Source organism: Pseudomonas corni, assembly GCF_057128765.1.
In genome coordinates this window covers 13,786-26,208 of record NZ_JBSKHW010000015.1, presented here as the reverse complement: position 1 = coordinate 26,208, position 12,423 = coordinate 13,786, and the positions used below count along the sequence as shown (strand labels likewise).

General features: G+C 53.5%; 21 protein-coding genes. All 21 read right to left on the bottom strand.

The window, feature by feature from the left end; all coding sequences use genetic code 11:
* Positions 1-4: 4 nt before the first annotated feature.
* The 21 genes from rplF to rpsL all read right to left on the bottom strand — a co-directional run bounded on the left by rplF (position 5) and on the right by rpsL (position 12,220).
* A complete protein-coding gene (gene rplF, locus ACWKV9_RS21380) occupies positions 5-538 on the bottom strand; it encodes a 50S ribosomal protein L6 (protein ID WP_032626504.1) in 534 nt (177 codons plus the stop codon).
* Between the two features lie 12 nt (positions 539-550).
* Positions 551-943 (bottom strand): 30S ribosomal protein S8, encoded by a 393-nt coding sequence (gene rpsH, locus ACWKV9_RS21375; protein ID WP_349802591.1) that lies wholly within the window; start codon positions 941-943, stop codon positions 551-553.
* A gap of 214 nt (positions 944-1,157) precedes the next feature.
* The gene (gene rpsN, locus ACWKV9_RS21370; protein WP_483838104.1) at positions 1,158-1,463 is read right to left on the bottom strand and encodes a 30S ribosomal protein S14; all 306 of its coding nucleotides are present in this window, start codon (positions 1,461-1,463) and stop codon (positions 1,158-1,160) included.
* A gap of 14 nt (positions 1,464-1,477) precedes the next feature.
* The gene (rplE, locus tag ACWKV9_RS21365; RefSeq protein WP_397451125.1) at positions 1,478-2,017 is read right to left on the bottom strand and encodes a 50S ribosomal protein L5; all 540 of its coding nucleotides are present in this window, start codon (positions 2,015-2,017) and stop codon (positions 1,478-1,480) included.
* 20 nt (positions 2,018-2,037) lie between these two features.
* On the bottom strand, positions 2,038-2,352 hold the full coding sequence (gene rplX, locus ACWKV9_RS21360) for a 50S ribosomal protein L24 (RefSeq protein ID WP_483838103.1): 315 nt from the start codon (positions 2,350-2,352) through the stop codon (positions 2,038-2,040).
* 11 nt (positions 2,353-2,363) lie between these two features.
* A complete protein-coding gene (rplN, locus tag ACWKV9_RS21355) occupies positions 2,364-2,732 on the bottom strand; it encodes a 50S ribosomal protein L14 (RefSeq protein WP_002555479.1) in 369 nt (122 codons plus the stop codon).
* A 23-nt stretch (positions 2,733-2,755) separates the two neighbouring features.
* The gene (rpsQ, locus tag ACWKV9_RS21350) at positions 2,756-3,022 is read right to left on the bottom strand and encodes a 30S ribosomal protein S17 (protein WP_003194644.1); all 267 of its coding nucleotides are present in this window, start codon (positions 3,020-3,022) and stop codon (positions 2,756-2,758) included.
* A gap of 2 nt (positions 3,023-3,024) precedes the next feature.
* The gene (rpmC, locus tag ACWKV9_RS21345; RefSeq protein ID WP_002555481.1) at positions 3,025-3,216 is read right to left on the bottom strand and encodes a 50S ribosomal protein L29; all 192 of its coding nucleotides are present in this window, start codon (positions 3,214-3,216) and stop codon (positions 3,025-3,027) included.
* Complete coding sequence (gene rplP, locus ACWKV9_RS21340) at positions 3,216-3,629, bottom strand: 50S ribosomal protein L16 (protein ID WP_027898303.1); 414 nt, start codon at positions 3,627-3,629, stop codon at positions 3,216-3,218. The genes rpmC and rplP overlap by 1 nt, the downstream gene beginning before the upstream one ends.
* A 12-nt stretch (positions 3,630-3,641) precedes the next feature.
* Positions 3,642-4,328 (bottom strand): 30S ribosomal protein S3, encoded by a 687-nt coding sequence (gene rpsC / locus ACWKV9_RS21335; protein ID WP_003176422.1) that lies wholly within the window; start codon positions 4,326-4,328, stop codon positions 3,642-3,644.
* Between the two features lie 13 nt (positions 4,329-4,341).
* Complete coding sequence (gene rplV, locus ACWKV9_RS21330) at positions 4,342-4,674, bottom strand: 50S ribosomal protein L22 (protein WP_002555485.1); 333 nt, start codon at positions 4,672-4,674, stop codon at positions 4,342-4,344.
* Between the two features lie 13 nt (positions 4,675-4,687).
* Positions 4,688-4,963: a 30S ribosomal protein S19 gene (gene rpsS, locus ACWKV9_RS21325; protein WP_426143576.1), complete on the bottom strand. Its 276-nt coding sequence runs from the start codon at positions 4,961-4,963 to the stop codon at positions 4,688-4,690.
* 16 nt (positions 4,964-4,979) lie between these two features.
* Positions 4,980-5,804, bottom strand: coding sequence for a 50S ribosomal protein L2 (gene rplB / locus ACWKV9_RS21320; protein ID WP_483838102.1), 825 nt, complete (start codon positions 5,802-5,804; stop codon positions 4,980-4,982).
* A 14-nt stretch (positions 5,805-5,818) separates the two neighbouring features.
* Positions 5,819-6,118 carry a 50S ribosomal protein L23 gene (gene rplW, locus ACWKV9_RS21315; protein ID WP_002555488.1) on the bottom strand — a complete coding sequence of 100 codons (300 nt, stop codon included), beginning with the start codon at positions 6,116-6,118 and terminating at the stop codon, positions 5,819-5,821.
* The gene (rplD, locus tag ACWKV9_RS21310; RefSeq protein WP_483838101.1) at positions 6,115-6,717 is read right to left on the bottom strand and encodes a 50S ribosomal protein L4; all 603 of its coding nucleotides are present in this window, start codon (positions 6,715-6,717) and stop codon (positions 6,115-6,117) included. The genes rplW and rplD overlap by 4 nt, the downstream gene beginning before the upstream one ends.
* A gap of 12 nt (positions 6,718-6,729) precedes the next feature.
* On the bottom strand, positions 6,730-7,365 hold the full coding sequence (gene rplC, locus ACWKV9_RS21305) for a 50S ribosomal protein L3 (protein WP_268798241.1): 636 nt from the start codon (positions 7,363-7,365) through the stop codon (positions 6,730-6,732).
* Between the two features lie 81 nt (positions 7,366-7,446).
* Positions 7,447-7,758, bottom strand: coding sequence for a 30S ribosomal protein S10 (gene rpsJ / locus ACWKV9_RS21300; RefSeq protein ID WP_003186070.1), 312 nt, complete (start codon positions 7,756-7,758; stop codon positions 7,447-7,449).
* A 138-nt stretch (positions 7,759-7,896) separates the two neighbouring features.
* Positions 7,897-9,090, bottom strand: a complete 1,194-nt coding sequence (gene tuf, locus ACWKV9_RS21295) for an elongation factor Tu (RefSeq protein WP_483838100.1) — start codon at positions 9,088-9,090, stop codon at positions 7,897-7,899.
* Between the two features lie 31 nt (positions 9,091-9,121).
* A complete protein-coding gene (gene fusA / locus ACWKV9_RS21290) occupies positions 9,122-11,227 on the bottom strand; it encodes an elongation factor G (RefSeq protein WP_483838099.1) in 2,106 nt (701 codons plus the stop codon).
* Between the two features lie 30 nt (positions 11,228-11,257).
* Positions 11,258-11,728, bottom strand: a complete 471-nt coding sequence (rpsG, locus tag ACWKV9_RS21285; RefSeq protein WP_002555493.1) for a 30S ribosomal protein S7 — start codon at positions 11,726-11,728, stop codon at positions 11,258-11,260.
* 120 nt (positions 11,729-11,848) lie between these two features.
* Positions 11,849-12,220 carry a 30S ribosomal protein S12 gene (rpsL, locus tag ACWKV9_RS21280; RefSeq protein ID WP_002555494.1) on the bottom strand — a complete coding sequence of 124 codons (372 nt, stop codon included), beginning with the start codon at positions 12,218-12,220 and terminating at the stop codon, positions 11,849-11,851.
* Positions 12,221-12,423 lie beyond the last annotated feature (203 nt).

Below are 12,423 nucleotides of genomic sequence, written 5' to 3'. Positions count from 1 at the left end.
TGCCCTACTTCTTCTTGGCTTCTTTACGACGGACGACTTCGTCTGCGTAACGCACGCCTTTGCCTTTGTAAGGCTCAGGACGGCGGAAGTCGCGGATCTCAGCGGCCACTTGACCAACCAACTGCTTGTCGATACCTCGGATGAAGATATCAGTTTGGTTGGGCGTCTCAGCGGTGATGCCTTCCGGCAATTCGTAATCCACTGGGTGCGAGAAGCCAAGAGCCAGGTTCAGCACCGTGCCTTTAGCTTGCGCTTTGTAACCAACACCGACCAGCTGGAGCTTACGCTCGAAGCCTTGGCTTACGCCTTGGACCATGTTGTTTACCAACGCACGAGTGGTACCGGCCATTGCGCGAGTTTGCTGATCGCCATTGCGAGCAGCAAAACGCAGCTCACCAGCTTCTTCAACAATCTCAACGGACGAATGAATGTTCAGGTCGAGAGTGCCCTTGGCACCCTTCACCGAAAGTTGCTGGCCGACGAGCTTGACTTCGACGCCTGATGGCAACTTAACGGGGTTCTTAGCTACGCGTGACATGCTTATCCCCCCTTAGAACACAGTGCAAAGAACTTCGCCGCCGACACCGGCAGCGCGCGCAGCACGATCCGTCATCACACCTTTGTTGGTGGAGACGATAGACACACCGAGGCCGCCACGAACTTTTGGCAATTCCTCAACGGACTTGTACTGACGCAGGCCTGGACGGCTAACGCGCTTCACTTCTTCGATGACTGGACGGCCTTCGAAGTATTTCAGCTCGATGGATAGCAACGGTTTGATTTCGCTGCTGATCTGATAACCCGCAATGTAACCTTCGTCTTTCAAGACTTTAGCTACAGCTACCTTCAACGTGGAAGATGGCATGCTTACGACGGGCTTTTCAGCCATCTGGGCATTACGGATACGAGTTAGCATGTCCGCTAACGGGTCCTGCATACTCATGGGCTAGACGCTCCTGATACAAAAATAATTAGCCTTGCGGCTACAGCTTTTCGCCGAAAAATGCTGGCCACGTGAAGACACGGGCTCTGGCGAGCCGGCAATTCTAGACGCACCCCAGAAATGAATCAAGCCCCAAAAGGGGCCTGATTCAGATTCAAGGGTTACAGCAACCGGTTTCTTTAGGAACCAGAGGCCGAAACCCAAGAATTACGCCTTACCAGCTGGCTTTAACCAGACCTGGTACGTCACCACGCATTGCTGCCTGGCGCAGCATGTTACGGCCGAGGCCGAACTTGCGGTATACGCCATGCGGACGACCAGTCAGGCGGCAACGGTTACGCATGCGAGCAGCACTTGCGTCACGTGGTTGCTTCTGCAGAGCTACCTGAGCTTCCCAACGTGCTTCTGGACTTGCGTTCAGATCAACGATGATTGCTTTCAACTCTGCACGCTTCTTGGCGTACTTTGCGACCGTAAGCTGACGCTTAAGCTCGCGGTTTTTCATGCTCGTCTTGGCCATGGTAACTACTCCAATCAGTTGCGGAACGGGAACTTGAAAGCGCGCAGCAATGCGCGACCTTCGTCGTCCGTACGAGCAGTGGTGGTCAGGGTAATGTCCAGACCGCGCAGAGCATCGATCTTGTCGTAATCAATTTCCGGGAAAATGATCTGCTCTTTCACGCCCATGCTGTAGTTACCACGACCATCAAAGGACTTGGCATTCAGGCCGCGGAAGTCGCGAACCCGAGGCAGGGAGATCGATAGCAGACGATCCAGGAATTCATACATGCGGTCGCGACGCAGAGTGACTTTAACGCCGATCGGCCAACCTTCGCGGACTTTAAAGCCTGCGATGGATTTCCGTGCATAAGTCACAACAACTTTTTGACCGGTGATCTTTTCCAAATCAGCTACAGCGTGTTCGATGACTTTTTTGTCGCCGATCGCTTCGCCCAAGCCCATGTTCAGGGTGATTTTGGTAACGCGCGGAACTTCCATCACGTTCGCGAGCTTAAGTTCTTCCTTAAGCTTCGGAGCGATTTCCTTCCGGTAAATCTCTTTTAGTCGTGCCATGGTCTTCTACCTAGCAGTGTTCAAGCATCAACCGCTTTTTGGGTCGACTTGAAGACACGAATTTTTTTGCCTTCTTCAACTTTGAAACCAACGCGGTCAGCCTTGTTGGTTGCGCCGTTGAAAATGGCGACGTTAGAAGCGTGCAATGGCGCTTCTTTTTCGATGATACCGCCCTGAATGCCCGCAGCCGGATTAGGCTTAGTATGGCGCTTCACCAGGTTGATCCCACCAACGACCAAACGGTCGTCGACGAGAACCTTGAGCACCTTACCGCGCTTACCCTTGTCTTTGCCGGCGATCACGATGATCTCGTCGTCACGACGAATCTTTTGCATGTCGGATCTCCTTACAGCACTTCTGGGGCGAGCGAGACAATCTTCATGAACTTCTCAGTACGAAGTTCACGTGTCACTGGCCCAAAGATACGGGTGCCGATCGGCTCTTGCTTGTTGTTCAAAAGAACAGCAGCGTTGCCATCGAAGCGGATGATGGAGCCGTCTGCACGACGAACGCCATGGCGAGTGCGGACCACAACAGCAGTCATCACTTGACCTTTCTTCACCTTACCGCGCGGAATTGCTTCTTTCACGGTTACTTTGATGATGTCACCGATACCAGCGTAACGACGATGAGAGCCACCAAGCACCTTGATGCACATAACGCGGCGAGCGCCGCTGTTATCGGCCACATCGAGCATGGATTGAGTCTGAATCATATAATTTCTCCGACCCCTAGCCCTTAGACTTCCACAGCGCGTTCGAGAACATCAACCAGCGCCCAAGATTTGGTCTTGGCCATCGGACGAGTTTCACGAATCGTGACCTTGTCGCCGATGTGGCACTGATTGGTTTCGTCGTGCGCGTGCAGCTTAGTCGAACGCTTAACGTATTTACCGTAGATCGGGTGCTTTACGCGACGCTCAATCAAAACGGTGATGGTCTTGTCCATCTTGTCGCTGACAACACGGCCAGTCAGCGTACGGACGGTTTTTTCGGCTTCAGCCATGATTACTTACCTGCCTGCTGGTTGAGCACAGTCTTCACGCGAGCGATGTCACGCTTAACTTGCGAGAGCAGGTGAGACTGCCCCAACTGGCCAGTTGCTTTCTGCATACGCAGATTGAACTGGTCGCGCAGCAGGCCGAGCAGTTGCTCGTTCAGCTGCTGTGCTGATTTTTCACGAAGTTCATTCGCTTTCATCACATCACCGTCCGCTTAACAAAGGAGGTGGCGAGCGGCAGCTTTGCAGCAGCCAGGGCGAAAGCCTCACGCGCCAACTCTTCAGACACACCCTCGATCTCATACAGGACTTTTCCTGGCTGGATCTGGGCAACCCAGTACTCCACGTTACCCTTACCTTTACCCATCCGAACTTCGAGTGGCTTTTTGGTTACAGGCTTGTCCGGGAATACACGGATCCAGATTTTACCGCCACGCTTAACGTGACGGGTCAGAGCACGACGCGCTGACTCAATCTGACGAGCGGTGAGACGACCACGAGCAACAGACTTCAGCGCATATTCGCCGAAGCTGACTTTGCTACCGCGCAGTGCCAAGCCACGGTTGTGGCCAGTCATCTGCTTGCGGAACTTCGTACGCTTTGGTTGCAACATTTGGCGTACCCCTTACTTAGCAGCTTTTTTACGAGGCGCTGGTGCTTGTGGTTTCAGCTCTTCTTGGCGACCACCAATTACTTCGCCTTTGAAGATCCAAACCTTTACACCGATCACACCGTATGTGGTGTGAGCTTCGTAGTTGGCATAGTCGATGTCGGCACGCAGGGTGTGCAGTGGCACACGCCCTTCGCGATACCATTCAGTACGTGCGATTTCAGCACCGCCGAGACGACCGCTCACTTGGATTTTGATGCCTTTGGCACCAATGCGCATTGCGTTCTGTACTGCGCGCTTCATAGCGCGACGGAACATTACGCGACGCTCCAGCTGCTGAGCTACGCTCTGCGCAACCAGCATACCGTCAAGCTCCGGCTTACGGATCTCTTCGATATTGATGTGCACAGGCACACCCATTTGCTTGGTCAGGTCCTGACGCAGTTTCTCAACATCTTCACCTTTCTTGCCGATCACGATGCCGGGACGAGCGGTGTGGATGGTGATACGTGCAGTTTGCGCCGGACGATGAATATCGATACGGCTTACGGACGCGCTTTTTAATTTGTCTTGGAGATACTCGCGCACCTTCAGATCAGCGAACAAATAGTCCGCATAAGTCCGACCGTCTGCGTACCAGACGGAGGTGTGCTCCTTGACGATTCCCAGGCGAATGCCAATGGGATGTACTTTCTGACCCATCTCTTCGACTCCGTTACTTGTCAGCAACCTTGACAGTGATATGGCAAGACCGCTTGACGATGCGATCAGCACGGCCTTTGGCACGTGGCATGATTCGCTTCAGCGAACGCCCTTCGTTGACGAAAACGGTGGAGACCTTAAGGTCATCAACGTCTGCGCCTTCGTTATGCTCGGCGTTGGCTACGGCCGACTCCAGCACTTTTTTCAGGATCTCGGCGGCTTTCTTACTGCTGAAAGCCAACAGGTTGAGCGCTTCGCCCACCTTCTTCCCGCGGATCTGGTCGGCGACCAAGCGGGCTTTCTGGGCGGAGATTCGAGCGCCCGACAACTTAGCGGCTACTTCCATCGTTCCTTACCCCTTAACGCTTGGCTTTCTTGTCTGCCACGTGCCCACGATATGTGCGGGTACCGGCAAACTCGCCTAGTTTGTGGCCGACCATGTCTTCGCTCACGAGAACTGGGACATGAAGACGACCGTTATGCACAGCGATGGTCAAACCGACCATTTGTGGCAGGATCATTGAACGACGCGACCAGGTTTTCACCGGCTTGCGATCGTTCTTTTCCGCCGCCACTTCGATCTTCTTCAGTAGGTGAAGATCAATAAAAGGACCTTTTTTCAGAGAACGTGGCACTGTCGTATCCCTCTATTTACTTGCGACGACGGACGATCATTTTGTCGGTACGCTTATTACCACGAGTCTTCGCGCCCTTAGTCGGGAAGCCCCACGGCGATACCGGATGACGACCACCAGAGGTACGACCTTCACCACCACCATGTGGGTGGTCAACCGGGTTCATGGCAACACCACGAACGGTTGGGCGAACGCCACGCCAGCGCTTAGCACCAGCTTTACCCAGGGAACGCAGGCTGTGCTCGGAGTTCGAGACCTCACCCAGCGTTGCACGGCATTCAGCCAGAACTTTACGCATTTCACCTGAGCGAAGACGCAGAGTCACGTAGACGCCTTCACGCGCAATCAGCTGAGCCGAAGCACCAGCGGAACGGGCGATCTGAGCACCTTTGCCCGGCTTCAATTCGATACCGTGAATTGTGCTACCAACTGGAATGTTACGCAGTTGAAGAGCGTTACCCGGCTTGATTGGAGCCAATGCGCCTGCGATCAGCTGGTCGCCAGCACTCACACCTTTAGGCGCGATGATATAGCGACGCTCACCGTCTGCGTACAGCAGCAGAGCAATGTGAGCAGTACGGTTTGGATCGTATTCAATGCGCTCAACAGTGGCAGCGATGCCATCTTTGTCGTTGCGACGGAAGTCGACCAAACGATAGTGTTGCTTATGACCACCACCAATGTGACGCGTGGTAATACGGCCATTGTTGTTACGACCACCAGTCTTCGATTTTTTCTCGAGCAGCGGTGCGTGAGGAGCGCCTTTATGCAGCTCCTGGTTGACCACCTTGACCACGAAACGGCGGCCAGGGGAAGTCGGTTTGCATTTAACGATTGCCATGATGCACCCCTTCCTTACTCAGCACTGCTGCTGAAATCGAGATCTTGGCCTGGCTGAAGGGAGATAACTGCCTTCTTCCAGTCATTACGCTTGCCCAGACCGCGAGCAGTGCGCTTGCTCTTACCCAGAACATTCAGGGTAGTAACACGCTCTACTTTCACGCTGAACAGGCTTTCGACGGCCTTCTTGATTTCCAGCTTGGTTGCATCGGTTGCAACCTTGAAAACGAACTGGCCTTTCTTGTCAGCCAGAACCGTGGCCTTCTCGGAAACGTGCGGGCCAAGTAGAACTTTAAATACGCGTTCCTGGTTCATCCCAGCAGCTCCTCGAATTTCTTCACGGCCGACACAGTGATCAACACTTTGTCGTATGCGATCAGACTAACTGGATCGGAACCTTGAACATCACGTACATCGACGTGGGGCAGGTTGCGAGCAGCCAGGTACAGATTCTGGTCAACAGCGTCAGACACGATCAAGACATCAGTCAGACCCATGTCATTCAGCTTATTCAGCAGGTCTTTGGTTTTCGGTGCTTCAACAGCGAAATCCTGAACCACGACCAGACGATCAGTACGAACCAGTTCAGCAAGGATGGAGCGCAAGGCTGCGCGATACATCTTCTTGTTGAGCTTCTGAGAGTGGTCTTGTGGACGAGCTGCGAAAGTTGTACCACCGCCACGCCAAATCGGGCTACGGATAGTACCGGCACGAGCACGGCCAGTACCCTTCTGACGCCAAGGGCGCTTACCGCCACCAGAAACGTCGGAACGGGTCTTTTGCTGTTTACTACCCTGACGGCCGCCAGCCATGTAGGCCACGACTGCTTGGTGAACCAGCGTCTCGTTGAATTCGCCGCCAAACGTCAGTTCGGAAACTTCGATCGCTTGAGCGTCATTTACATTTAATTGCATGTCAGCTTCCCCTTAACCGCGAGCCTTGGCTGCTGGACGTACAACCAGGTTACCGCCAGTAGCGCCAGGAACAGCACCCTTGACAAGCAACAGATTGCGTTCAGCGTCCACGCGCACCACTTCCAAGGACTGCACGGTCACGCGCTCAGCGCCCATATGACCGGACATTTTTTTGCCCTTGAATACACGACCAGGAGTCTGGCACTGGCCGATAGAGCCCGGGACGCGGTGGGAGACGGAGTTACCGTGAGTATTATCTTGACCACGGAAATTGTGGCGCTTGATCGTACCCTGGAAACCTTTACCTTTGGACTGACCGGTCACATCGACCATCTGACCAGCAGCGAAGATTTCAGCATTGATCAGATCGCCAGCCTGGTAATCGCCTTCTTCAAGACGGAATTCCCAAACACCGCGACCTGCGGCAACGTTCGCCTTAGCGAAGTGACCAGCTTGAGCAGCAGTCACACGCGAAGCACGACGCTCACCGACAGTGACTTGCACTGCACGGTAGCCATCAGTTTCTTCGGTTTTGAACTGGGTGACGCGATTCGGCTCGATCTCAATGACCGTAACCGGAATGGAGACACCTTCTTCGGTGAAAATACGGGTCATACCGCATTTACGACCGACTACACCAATAGTCATGTTGTAAACCTCATGAGTGTACGGGGCTTTCACCCGCTATGGCCGCCCATTTCAGAGCGTTACACGACTAAGACCCAAGTCTTAGCCGAGGCTGATCTGCACTTCCACACCGGCCGCAAGATCAAGCTTCATAAGTGCATCAACGGTTTTATCCGTTGGCTGGACGATGTCCAGAACACGCTTATGAGTACGGATCTCGTACTGGTCGCGCGCGTCTTTGTTGACGTGCGGGGAGACCAGAACGGTGAACCGCTCTTTACGGGTAGGCAGTGGAATTGGACCACGCACTTGAGCACCAGTACGTTTCGCGGTTTCCACGATTTCCTGGGTTGATTGGTCGATCAGGCGATGGTCAAAAGCCTTCAACCTGATACGGATTTGCTGATTTTGCATTGGATTTCAGACTCCAGGCTACTTCCCACCGAGCGCAATACGCCCGTTAAAAGGAGGCGCAATTCTATAGACGGGCCAACGCAGTGTCAACCCAATAAAAAAGCCCCCGCAAGCGGGGGCTTTTTCTTAAATCATCGCTTACGCGATGATTTTGGCTACGACGCCAGCGCCGACGGTACGACCGCCTTCACGAATAGCGAAACGCAGACCATCTTCCATTGCGATAGGCTTGATCAGGGTAACGGAAACTTTCACGTTATCACCTGGCATAACCATTTCGGTGCCTTCCGGCAGTTCGCAGCTACCAGTTACGTCGGTAGTACGGAAGTAGAACTGTGGACGATAGCCTTTGAAGAACGGAGTATGACGGCCGCCTTCTTCTTTGCTCAGAACATAGATTTCAGCTTCGAACTGAGTGTGCGGCTTGACGGTGCCTGGCTTGACCAAAACCTGGCCACGCTCAACGTCGTCACGCTTGGTGCCACGCAGCAGAACGCCGCAGTTCTCACCAGCACGACCTTCGTCCAGCAGCTTGCGGAACATCTCAACGCCAGTGCAAGTAGTCTTGGTGGTGTCACGCAGACCCACGATTTCTACTTCTTCCTGGATCTTAACGATGCCACGCTCAACACGACCAGTAACAACAGTCCCGCGACCGGAGATCGAGAATACGTCTTCGATAGGCATCAGGAACGGCTTGTCGATCGCGCGAACTGGCTCTGGAATGTATGTGTCCAGAGTTTCAACCAGCTTCTTGACAGCAGTGGTACCCATCTCGTTGTCGTCTTGGCCGTTCAGAGCCATCAGAGCAGAACCGATGATGATCGGAGTGTCGTCACCTGGGAAATCGTAAGTGCTGAGCAAGTCACGCACTTCCATTTCAACCAGCTCCAGCAGCTCAGCGTCATCAACCATGTCAGCCTTGTTCAGGAAGACAACGATGTATGGAACGCCAACCTGACGTGACAGCAGGATGTGCTCACGAGTCTGAGGCATCGGACCATCAGCAGCCGAACAAACCAGAATCGCGCCGTCCATCTGTGCAGCACCGGTGATCATGTTTTTTACGTAGTCGGCGTGACCTGGGCAGTCAACGTGCGCGTAGTGGCGAACGGCCGAATCGTATTCAACGTGAGCGGTGTTGATGGTGATACCACGAGCTTTTTCTTCTGGTGCGCTGTCGATCTTGTCGAAGTCAACACGAGCCGAACCGAATACTTCGGAGCAGACGCGAGTCAAAGCAGCAGTCAGAGTGGTTTTACCGTGGTCAACGTGACCGATAGTGCCAACGTTGACGTGCGGTTTGTTACGTTCAAATTTTTCTTTAGCCACGACAAATAACTCCTAGCCTAAAGGCGCTGAATCAGCCTTGTTTTTTGGTTACAGTTTCGACGATGTGCGACGGAGCTGTATTGTATTTTTTGAATTCCATAGAGTAGCTTGCGCGACCTTGAGACATGGAACGAACGTCGGTCGCATAACCGAACATTTCACCCAACGGAACCTCAGCGCGAATTACCTTGCCGGACACCGTATCTTCCATACCCAGGATCATGCCGCGACGACGGTTAAGGTCGCCCATTACGTCACCCATATAGTCTTCAGGCGTAACAACCTCTACAGCCATGATCGGCTCAAGCAACTCACCACCACCCTTCTGGGCCAGTTGCTTGGTCGCCATGGAAGCAGCCACCTTAAACGCCATCTCGTTCGAGTCGACGTCGTGGTAAGAACCATCAAACACGGTAGCCTTCAGGCCGATCAGCGGATAGCCGGCAACAACGCCGTTCTTCATCTGCTCTTCGATACCCTTCTGGATAGCCGGAATGTATTCCTTAGGAACCACACCACCCACTACTTCGTTCACGAATTGCAGACCTTCCTGACCTTCGTCAGCAGGGGCAAAACGGATCCAGCAGTGACCGAACTGGCCACGACCGCCGGACTGACGAACGAACTTGCCTTCGATTTCACAGTTCTTCGTGATGCGCTCACGATAGGAAACCTGAGGCTTACCGATGTTGGCTTCGACGTTGAACTCACGGCGCATCCGGTCAACCAAGATGTCCAGGTGCAACTCGCCCATGCCAGAGATGATCGTTTGACCAGTCTCTTCATCAGTTTTGACGCGGAAAGAAGGGTCTTCCTGAGCTAGCTTGCCCAGAGCGATACCCATTTTTTCCTGGTCATCCTTGGTTTTTGGCTCAACGGCAACCGAAATAACAGGCTCCGGGAAGTCCATGCGAACCAGGATGATTGGCTTGTCAGCATTGCACAAAGTTTCACCAGTGGTGACGTCCTTCATGCCGATCAATGCCGCGATGTCACCAGCGCGAACTTCTTTAATCTCTTCACGGGCGTTTGCGTGCATTTGCACCATACGACCTACACGCTCTTTCTTGCCTTTAACCGAGTTGATCACGCCGTCGCCGGAAGCCAACACACCCGAGTAGACTCGGACGAAGGTCAAAGTACCCACGAATGGGTCAGTAGCGATTTTGAACGCCAAGGCCGAGAACGGCTCATTGTCGTCTGCATGACGCTCCAAATCTTTAGTCTCGTCATCTGGGTCTGTACCCTTGATGGCAGGAATATCGACAGGTGCCGGCAGGTAATCGATAACGGCGTCGAGAACTAAGGGAACACCCTTGTTCTTGAAGGAAGAACCGCAAACAGCCAAGACGATCTCACCAGCGATGGTACGCTGACGCAGAGCAGCCTTGATTTCCTCGTTGGTGAGTTCTTCACCTTCGAGGTATTTGTTCATGAGCTCTTCACTGGCTTCAGCCGCAGCCTCGACCATATTGCCGCGCCACTCGTCAGCCATTTCCTGCAACTCGGCAGGGATAGGCTCGCGACGTGGAACCATACCTTTGTCAGAATCGTTCCAGTAGACCGCTTCCATGGACATCAGATCAATCTGACCTTGGAAGTTGTCTTCAGCACCAATAGCCAACTGGATCGGCACAGGAGTGTGACCCAAGCGCTGCTTGATCTGACCGATCACGCGCAAGAAGTCCGCGCCAGCACGGTCCATCTTATTCACGTAAACGAGACGCGGAACGCCGTATTTGTTGGCTTGGCGCCATACGGTTTCGGACTGAGGTTCAACACCGGAAGTACCACAGAACACAACAACCGCGCCGTCGAGTACACGCAGGGATCGCTCAACTTCAATCGTGAAGTCAACGTGGCCTGGGGTGTCAATGACGTTAAAACGGTATTGGTCTTTGTGCTGCTTCTCGGAGCCTTGCCAAAAGGCGGTAATAGCAGCAGAAGTAATGGTAATACCACGCTCCTGCTCCTGCACCATCCAGTCTGTGGTCGCGGCGCCGTCATGCACCTCGCCCATCTTGTGGCTTTTGCCGGTGTAAAAAAGGACGCGCTCGGTGGTGGTGGTTTTGCCAGCATCCACGTGAGCTACGATACCAATGTTACGGTAGCGGTTGATCGGTGTAGTACGAGCCATAAAGCCCTCGCAAAATTAGTGACGCTGTGATTAGAAGCGGTAGTGCGAGAAAGCTTTGTTGGCTTCAGCCATACGGTGCACGTCTTCACGCTTCTTAACTGCAGCACCTTTACCTTCAGCGGCGTCCAACAGTTCGCCAGCCAAACGCAGAGCCATAGACTTCTCACCGCGCTTGCGCGCGAAGTCTACCAGCCAACGCATTGCCAGAGCATTACGACGGGACGGACGAACTTCGACCGGAACCTGGTAAGTAGCACCGCCTACACGGCGCGACTTCACTTCGACCAGCGGAGCGATGGCGTCGAGAGCTTTCTCGAAGATTTCCAGGGGATCGCTGTTCTTGCGTTCTTTAACCTTCTCCAGCGCGCCATAAACGATACGCTCGGCAACGGCTTTTTTGCCGCTCTCCATTACGTGGTTCATGAACTTGGCCAGAATCTGGCTGCCGTATTTTGGATCGTCAAGCACTTCGCGCTTGGCTGCTACGCGTCTTCTTGGCATGGATAAGCCCTCAAACGGTCTTCAGGTTCGCTCGGAATCAGTGCCCTTTGCGGGGCGCCTCCGACCTTACTCTTATCGACTCAGAAAAATAGATAATTCAGTGTTTACAAAAAGCCGCTACTACTTTGGCTTCTTGGTACCGTACTTCGAACGACCTTGGTTACGACCTTTAACGCCGGAGGTATCCAGGGAGCCGCGAACGGTGTGATAACGAACACCTGGCAAGTCTTTTACACGGCCGCCGCGAATCAGTACGACGCTGTGCTCTTGCAGGTTATGGCCTTCACCACCGATGTACGAGGAAACCTCGAAACCGTTGGTGAGACGTACACGACATACTTTACGCAGTGCCGAGTTAGGTTTTTTCGGCGTAGTGGTATACACACGAGTGCATACGCCACGACGTTGCGGGCAGTTCTGCAGCGCAGGCACGTCGGATTTCTCGACGATACGCTTACGCGGCTGACGTACCAGCTGGTTGATAGTTGCCATCTACTAGCTCCACTGTTGTCTTGCGACGCTATTGTCTTGCAAGAAAAGCAAAATGGCAGGACATGCGTCCCGCCAAATTTAGGGGTACAAGAGTCTAAAGAGGATCCTGCCCCCAGTCAAGGCAAAGCCCCAACCTTCACATCAACCTGGCTCAGAGCATTTAAAGCTGAAAACCGGGTAGATATGAAGATCAGGGCCTTACT

What these genes read in the sequence shown, in the direction of transcription:
- rplF (WP_032626504.1), bottom strand. Translation starts at nt 538, where the DNA reads ATGTCACGCGTAGCTAAGAACCCCGTTAAGTTGCCATCAGGCGTCGAA.
- rpsH (WP_349802591.1), bottom strand. Translation starts at nt 943, where the DNA reads ATGAGTATGCAGGACCCGTTAGCGGACATGCTAACTCGTATCCGTAAT.
- rpsN (WP_483838104.1), bottom strand. Translation starts at nt 1,463, where the DNA reads ATGGCCAAGACGAGCATGAAAAACCGCGAGCTTAAGCGTCAGCTTACG.
- rplE (WP_397451125.1), bottom strand. Translation starts at nt 2,017, where the DNA reads ATGGCACGACTAAAAGAGATTTACCGGAAGGAAATCGCTCCGAAGCTT.
- rplX (WP_483838103.1), bottom strand. Translation starts at nt 2,352, where the DNA reads ATGCAAAAGATTCGTCGTGACGACGAGATCATCGTGATCGCCGGCAAA.
- rplN (WP_002555479.1), bottom strand. Translation starts at nt 2,732, where the DNA reads ATGATTCAGACTCAATCCATGCTCGATGTGGCCGATAACAGCGGCGCT.
- rpsQ (WP_003194644.1), bottom strand. Translation starts at nt 3,022, where the DNA reads ATGGCTGAAGCCGAAAAAACCGTCCGTACGCTGACTGGCCGTGTTGTC.
- rpmC (WP_002555481.1), bottom strand. Translation starts at nt 3,216, where the DNA reads ATGAAAGCGAATGAACTTCGTGAAAAATCAGCACAGCAGCTGAACGAG.
- rplP (WP_027898303.1), bottom strand. Translation starts at nt 3,629, where the DNA reads ATGTTGCAACCAAAGCGTACGAAGTTCCGCAAGCAGATGACTGGCCAC.
- rpsC (WP_003176422.1), bottom strand. Translation starts at nt 4,328, where the DNA reads ATGGGTCAGAAAGTACATCCCATTGGCATTCGCCTGGGAATCGTCAAG.
- rplV (WP_002555485.1), bottom strand. Translation starts at nt 4,674, where the DNA reads ATGGAAGTAGCCGCTAAGTTGTCGGGCGCTCGAATCTCCGCCCAGAAA.
- rplB (WP_483838102.1), bottom strand. Translation starts at nt 5,804, where the DNA reads ATGGCAATCGTTAAATGCAAACCGACTTCCCCTGGCCGCCGTTTCGTG.
- rplW (WP_002555488.1), bottom strand. Translation starts at nt 6,118, where the DNA reads ATGAACCAGGAACGCGTATTTAAAGTTCTACTTGGCCCGCACGTTTCC.
- rplD (WP_483838101.1), bottom strand. Translation starts at nt 6,717, where the DNA reads ATGCAATTAAATGTAAATGACGCTCAAGCGATCGAAGTTTCCGAACTG.
- rplC (WP_268798241.1), bottom strand. Translation starts at nt 7,365, where the DNA reads ATGACTATTGGTGTAGTCGGTCGTAAATGCGGTATGACCCGTATTTTC.
- rpsJ (WP_003186070.1), bottom strand. Translation starts at nt 7,758, where the DNA reads ATGCAAAATCAGCAAATCCGTATCAGGTTGAAGGCTTTTGACCATCGC.
- fusA (WP_483838099.1), bottom strand. Translation starts at nt 11,227, where the DNA reads ATGGCTCGTACTACACCGATCAACCGCTACCGTAACATTGGTATCGTA.
- rpsG (WP_002555493.1), bottom strand. Translation starts at nt 11,728, where the DNA reads ATGCCAAGAAGACGCGTAGCAGCCAAGCGCGAAGTGCTTGACGATCCA.
- rpsL (WP_002555494.1), bottom strand. Translation starts at nt 12,220, where the DNA reads ATGGCAACTATCAACCAGCTGGTACGTCAGCCGCGTAAGCGTATCGTC.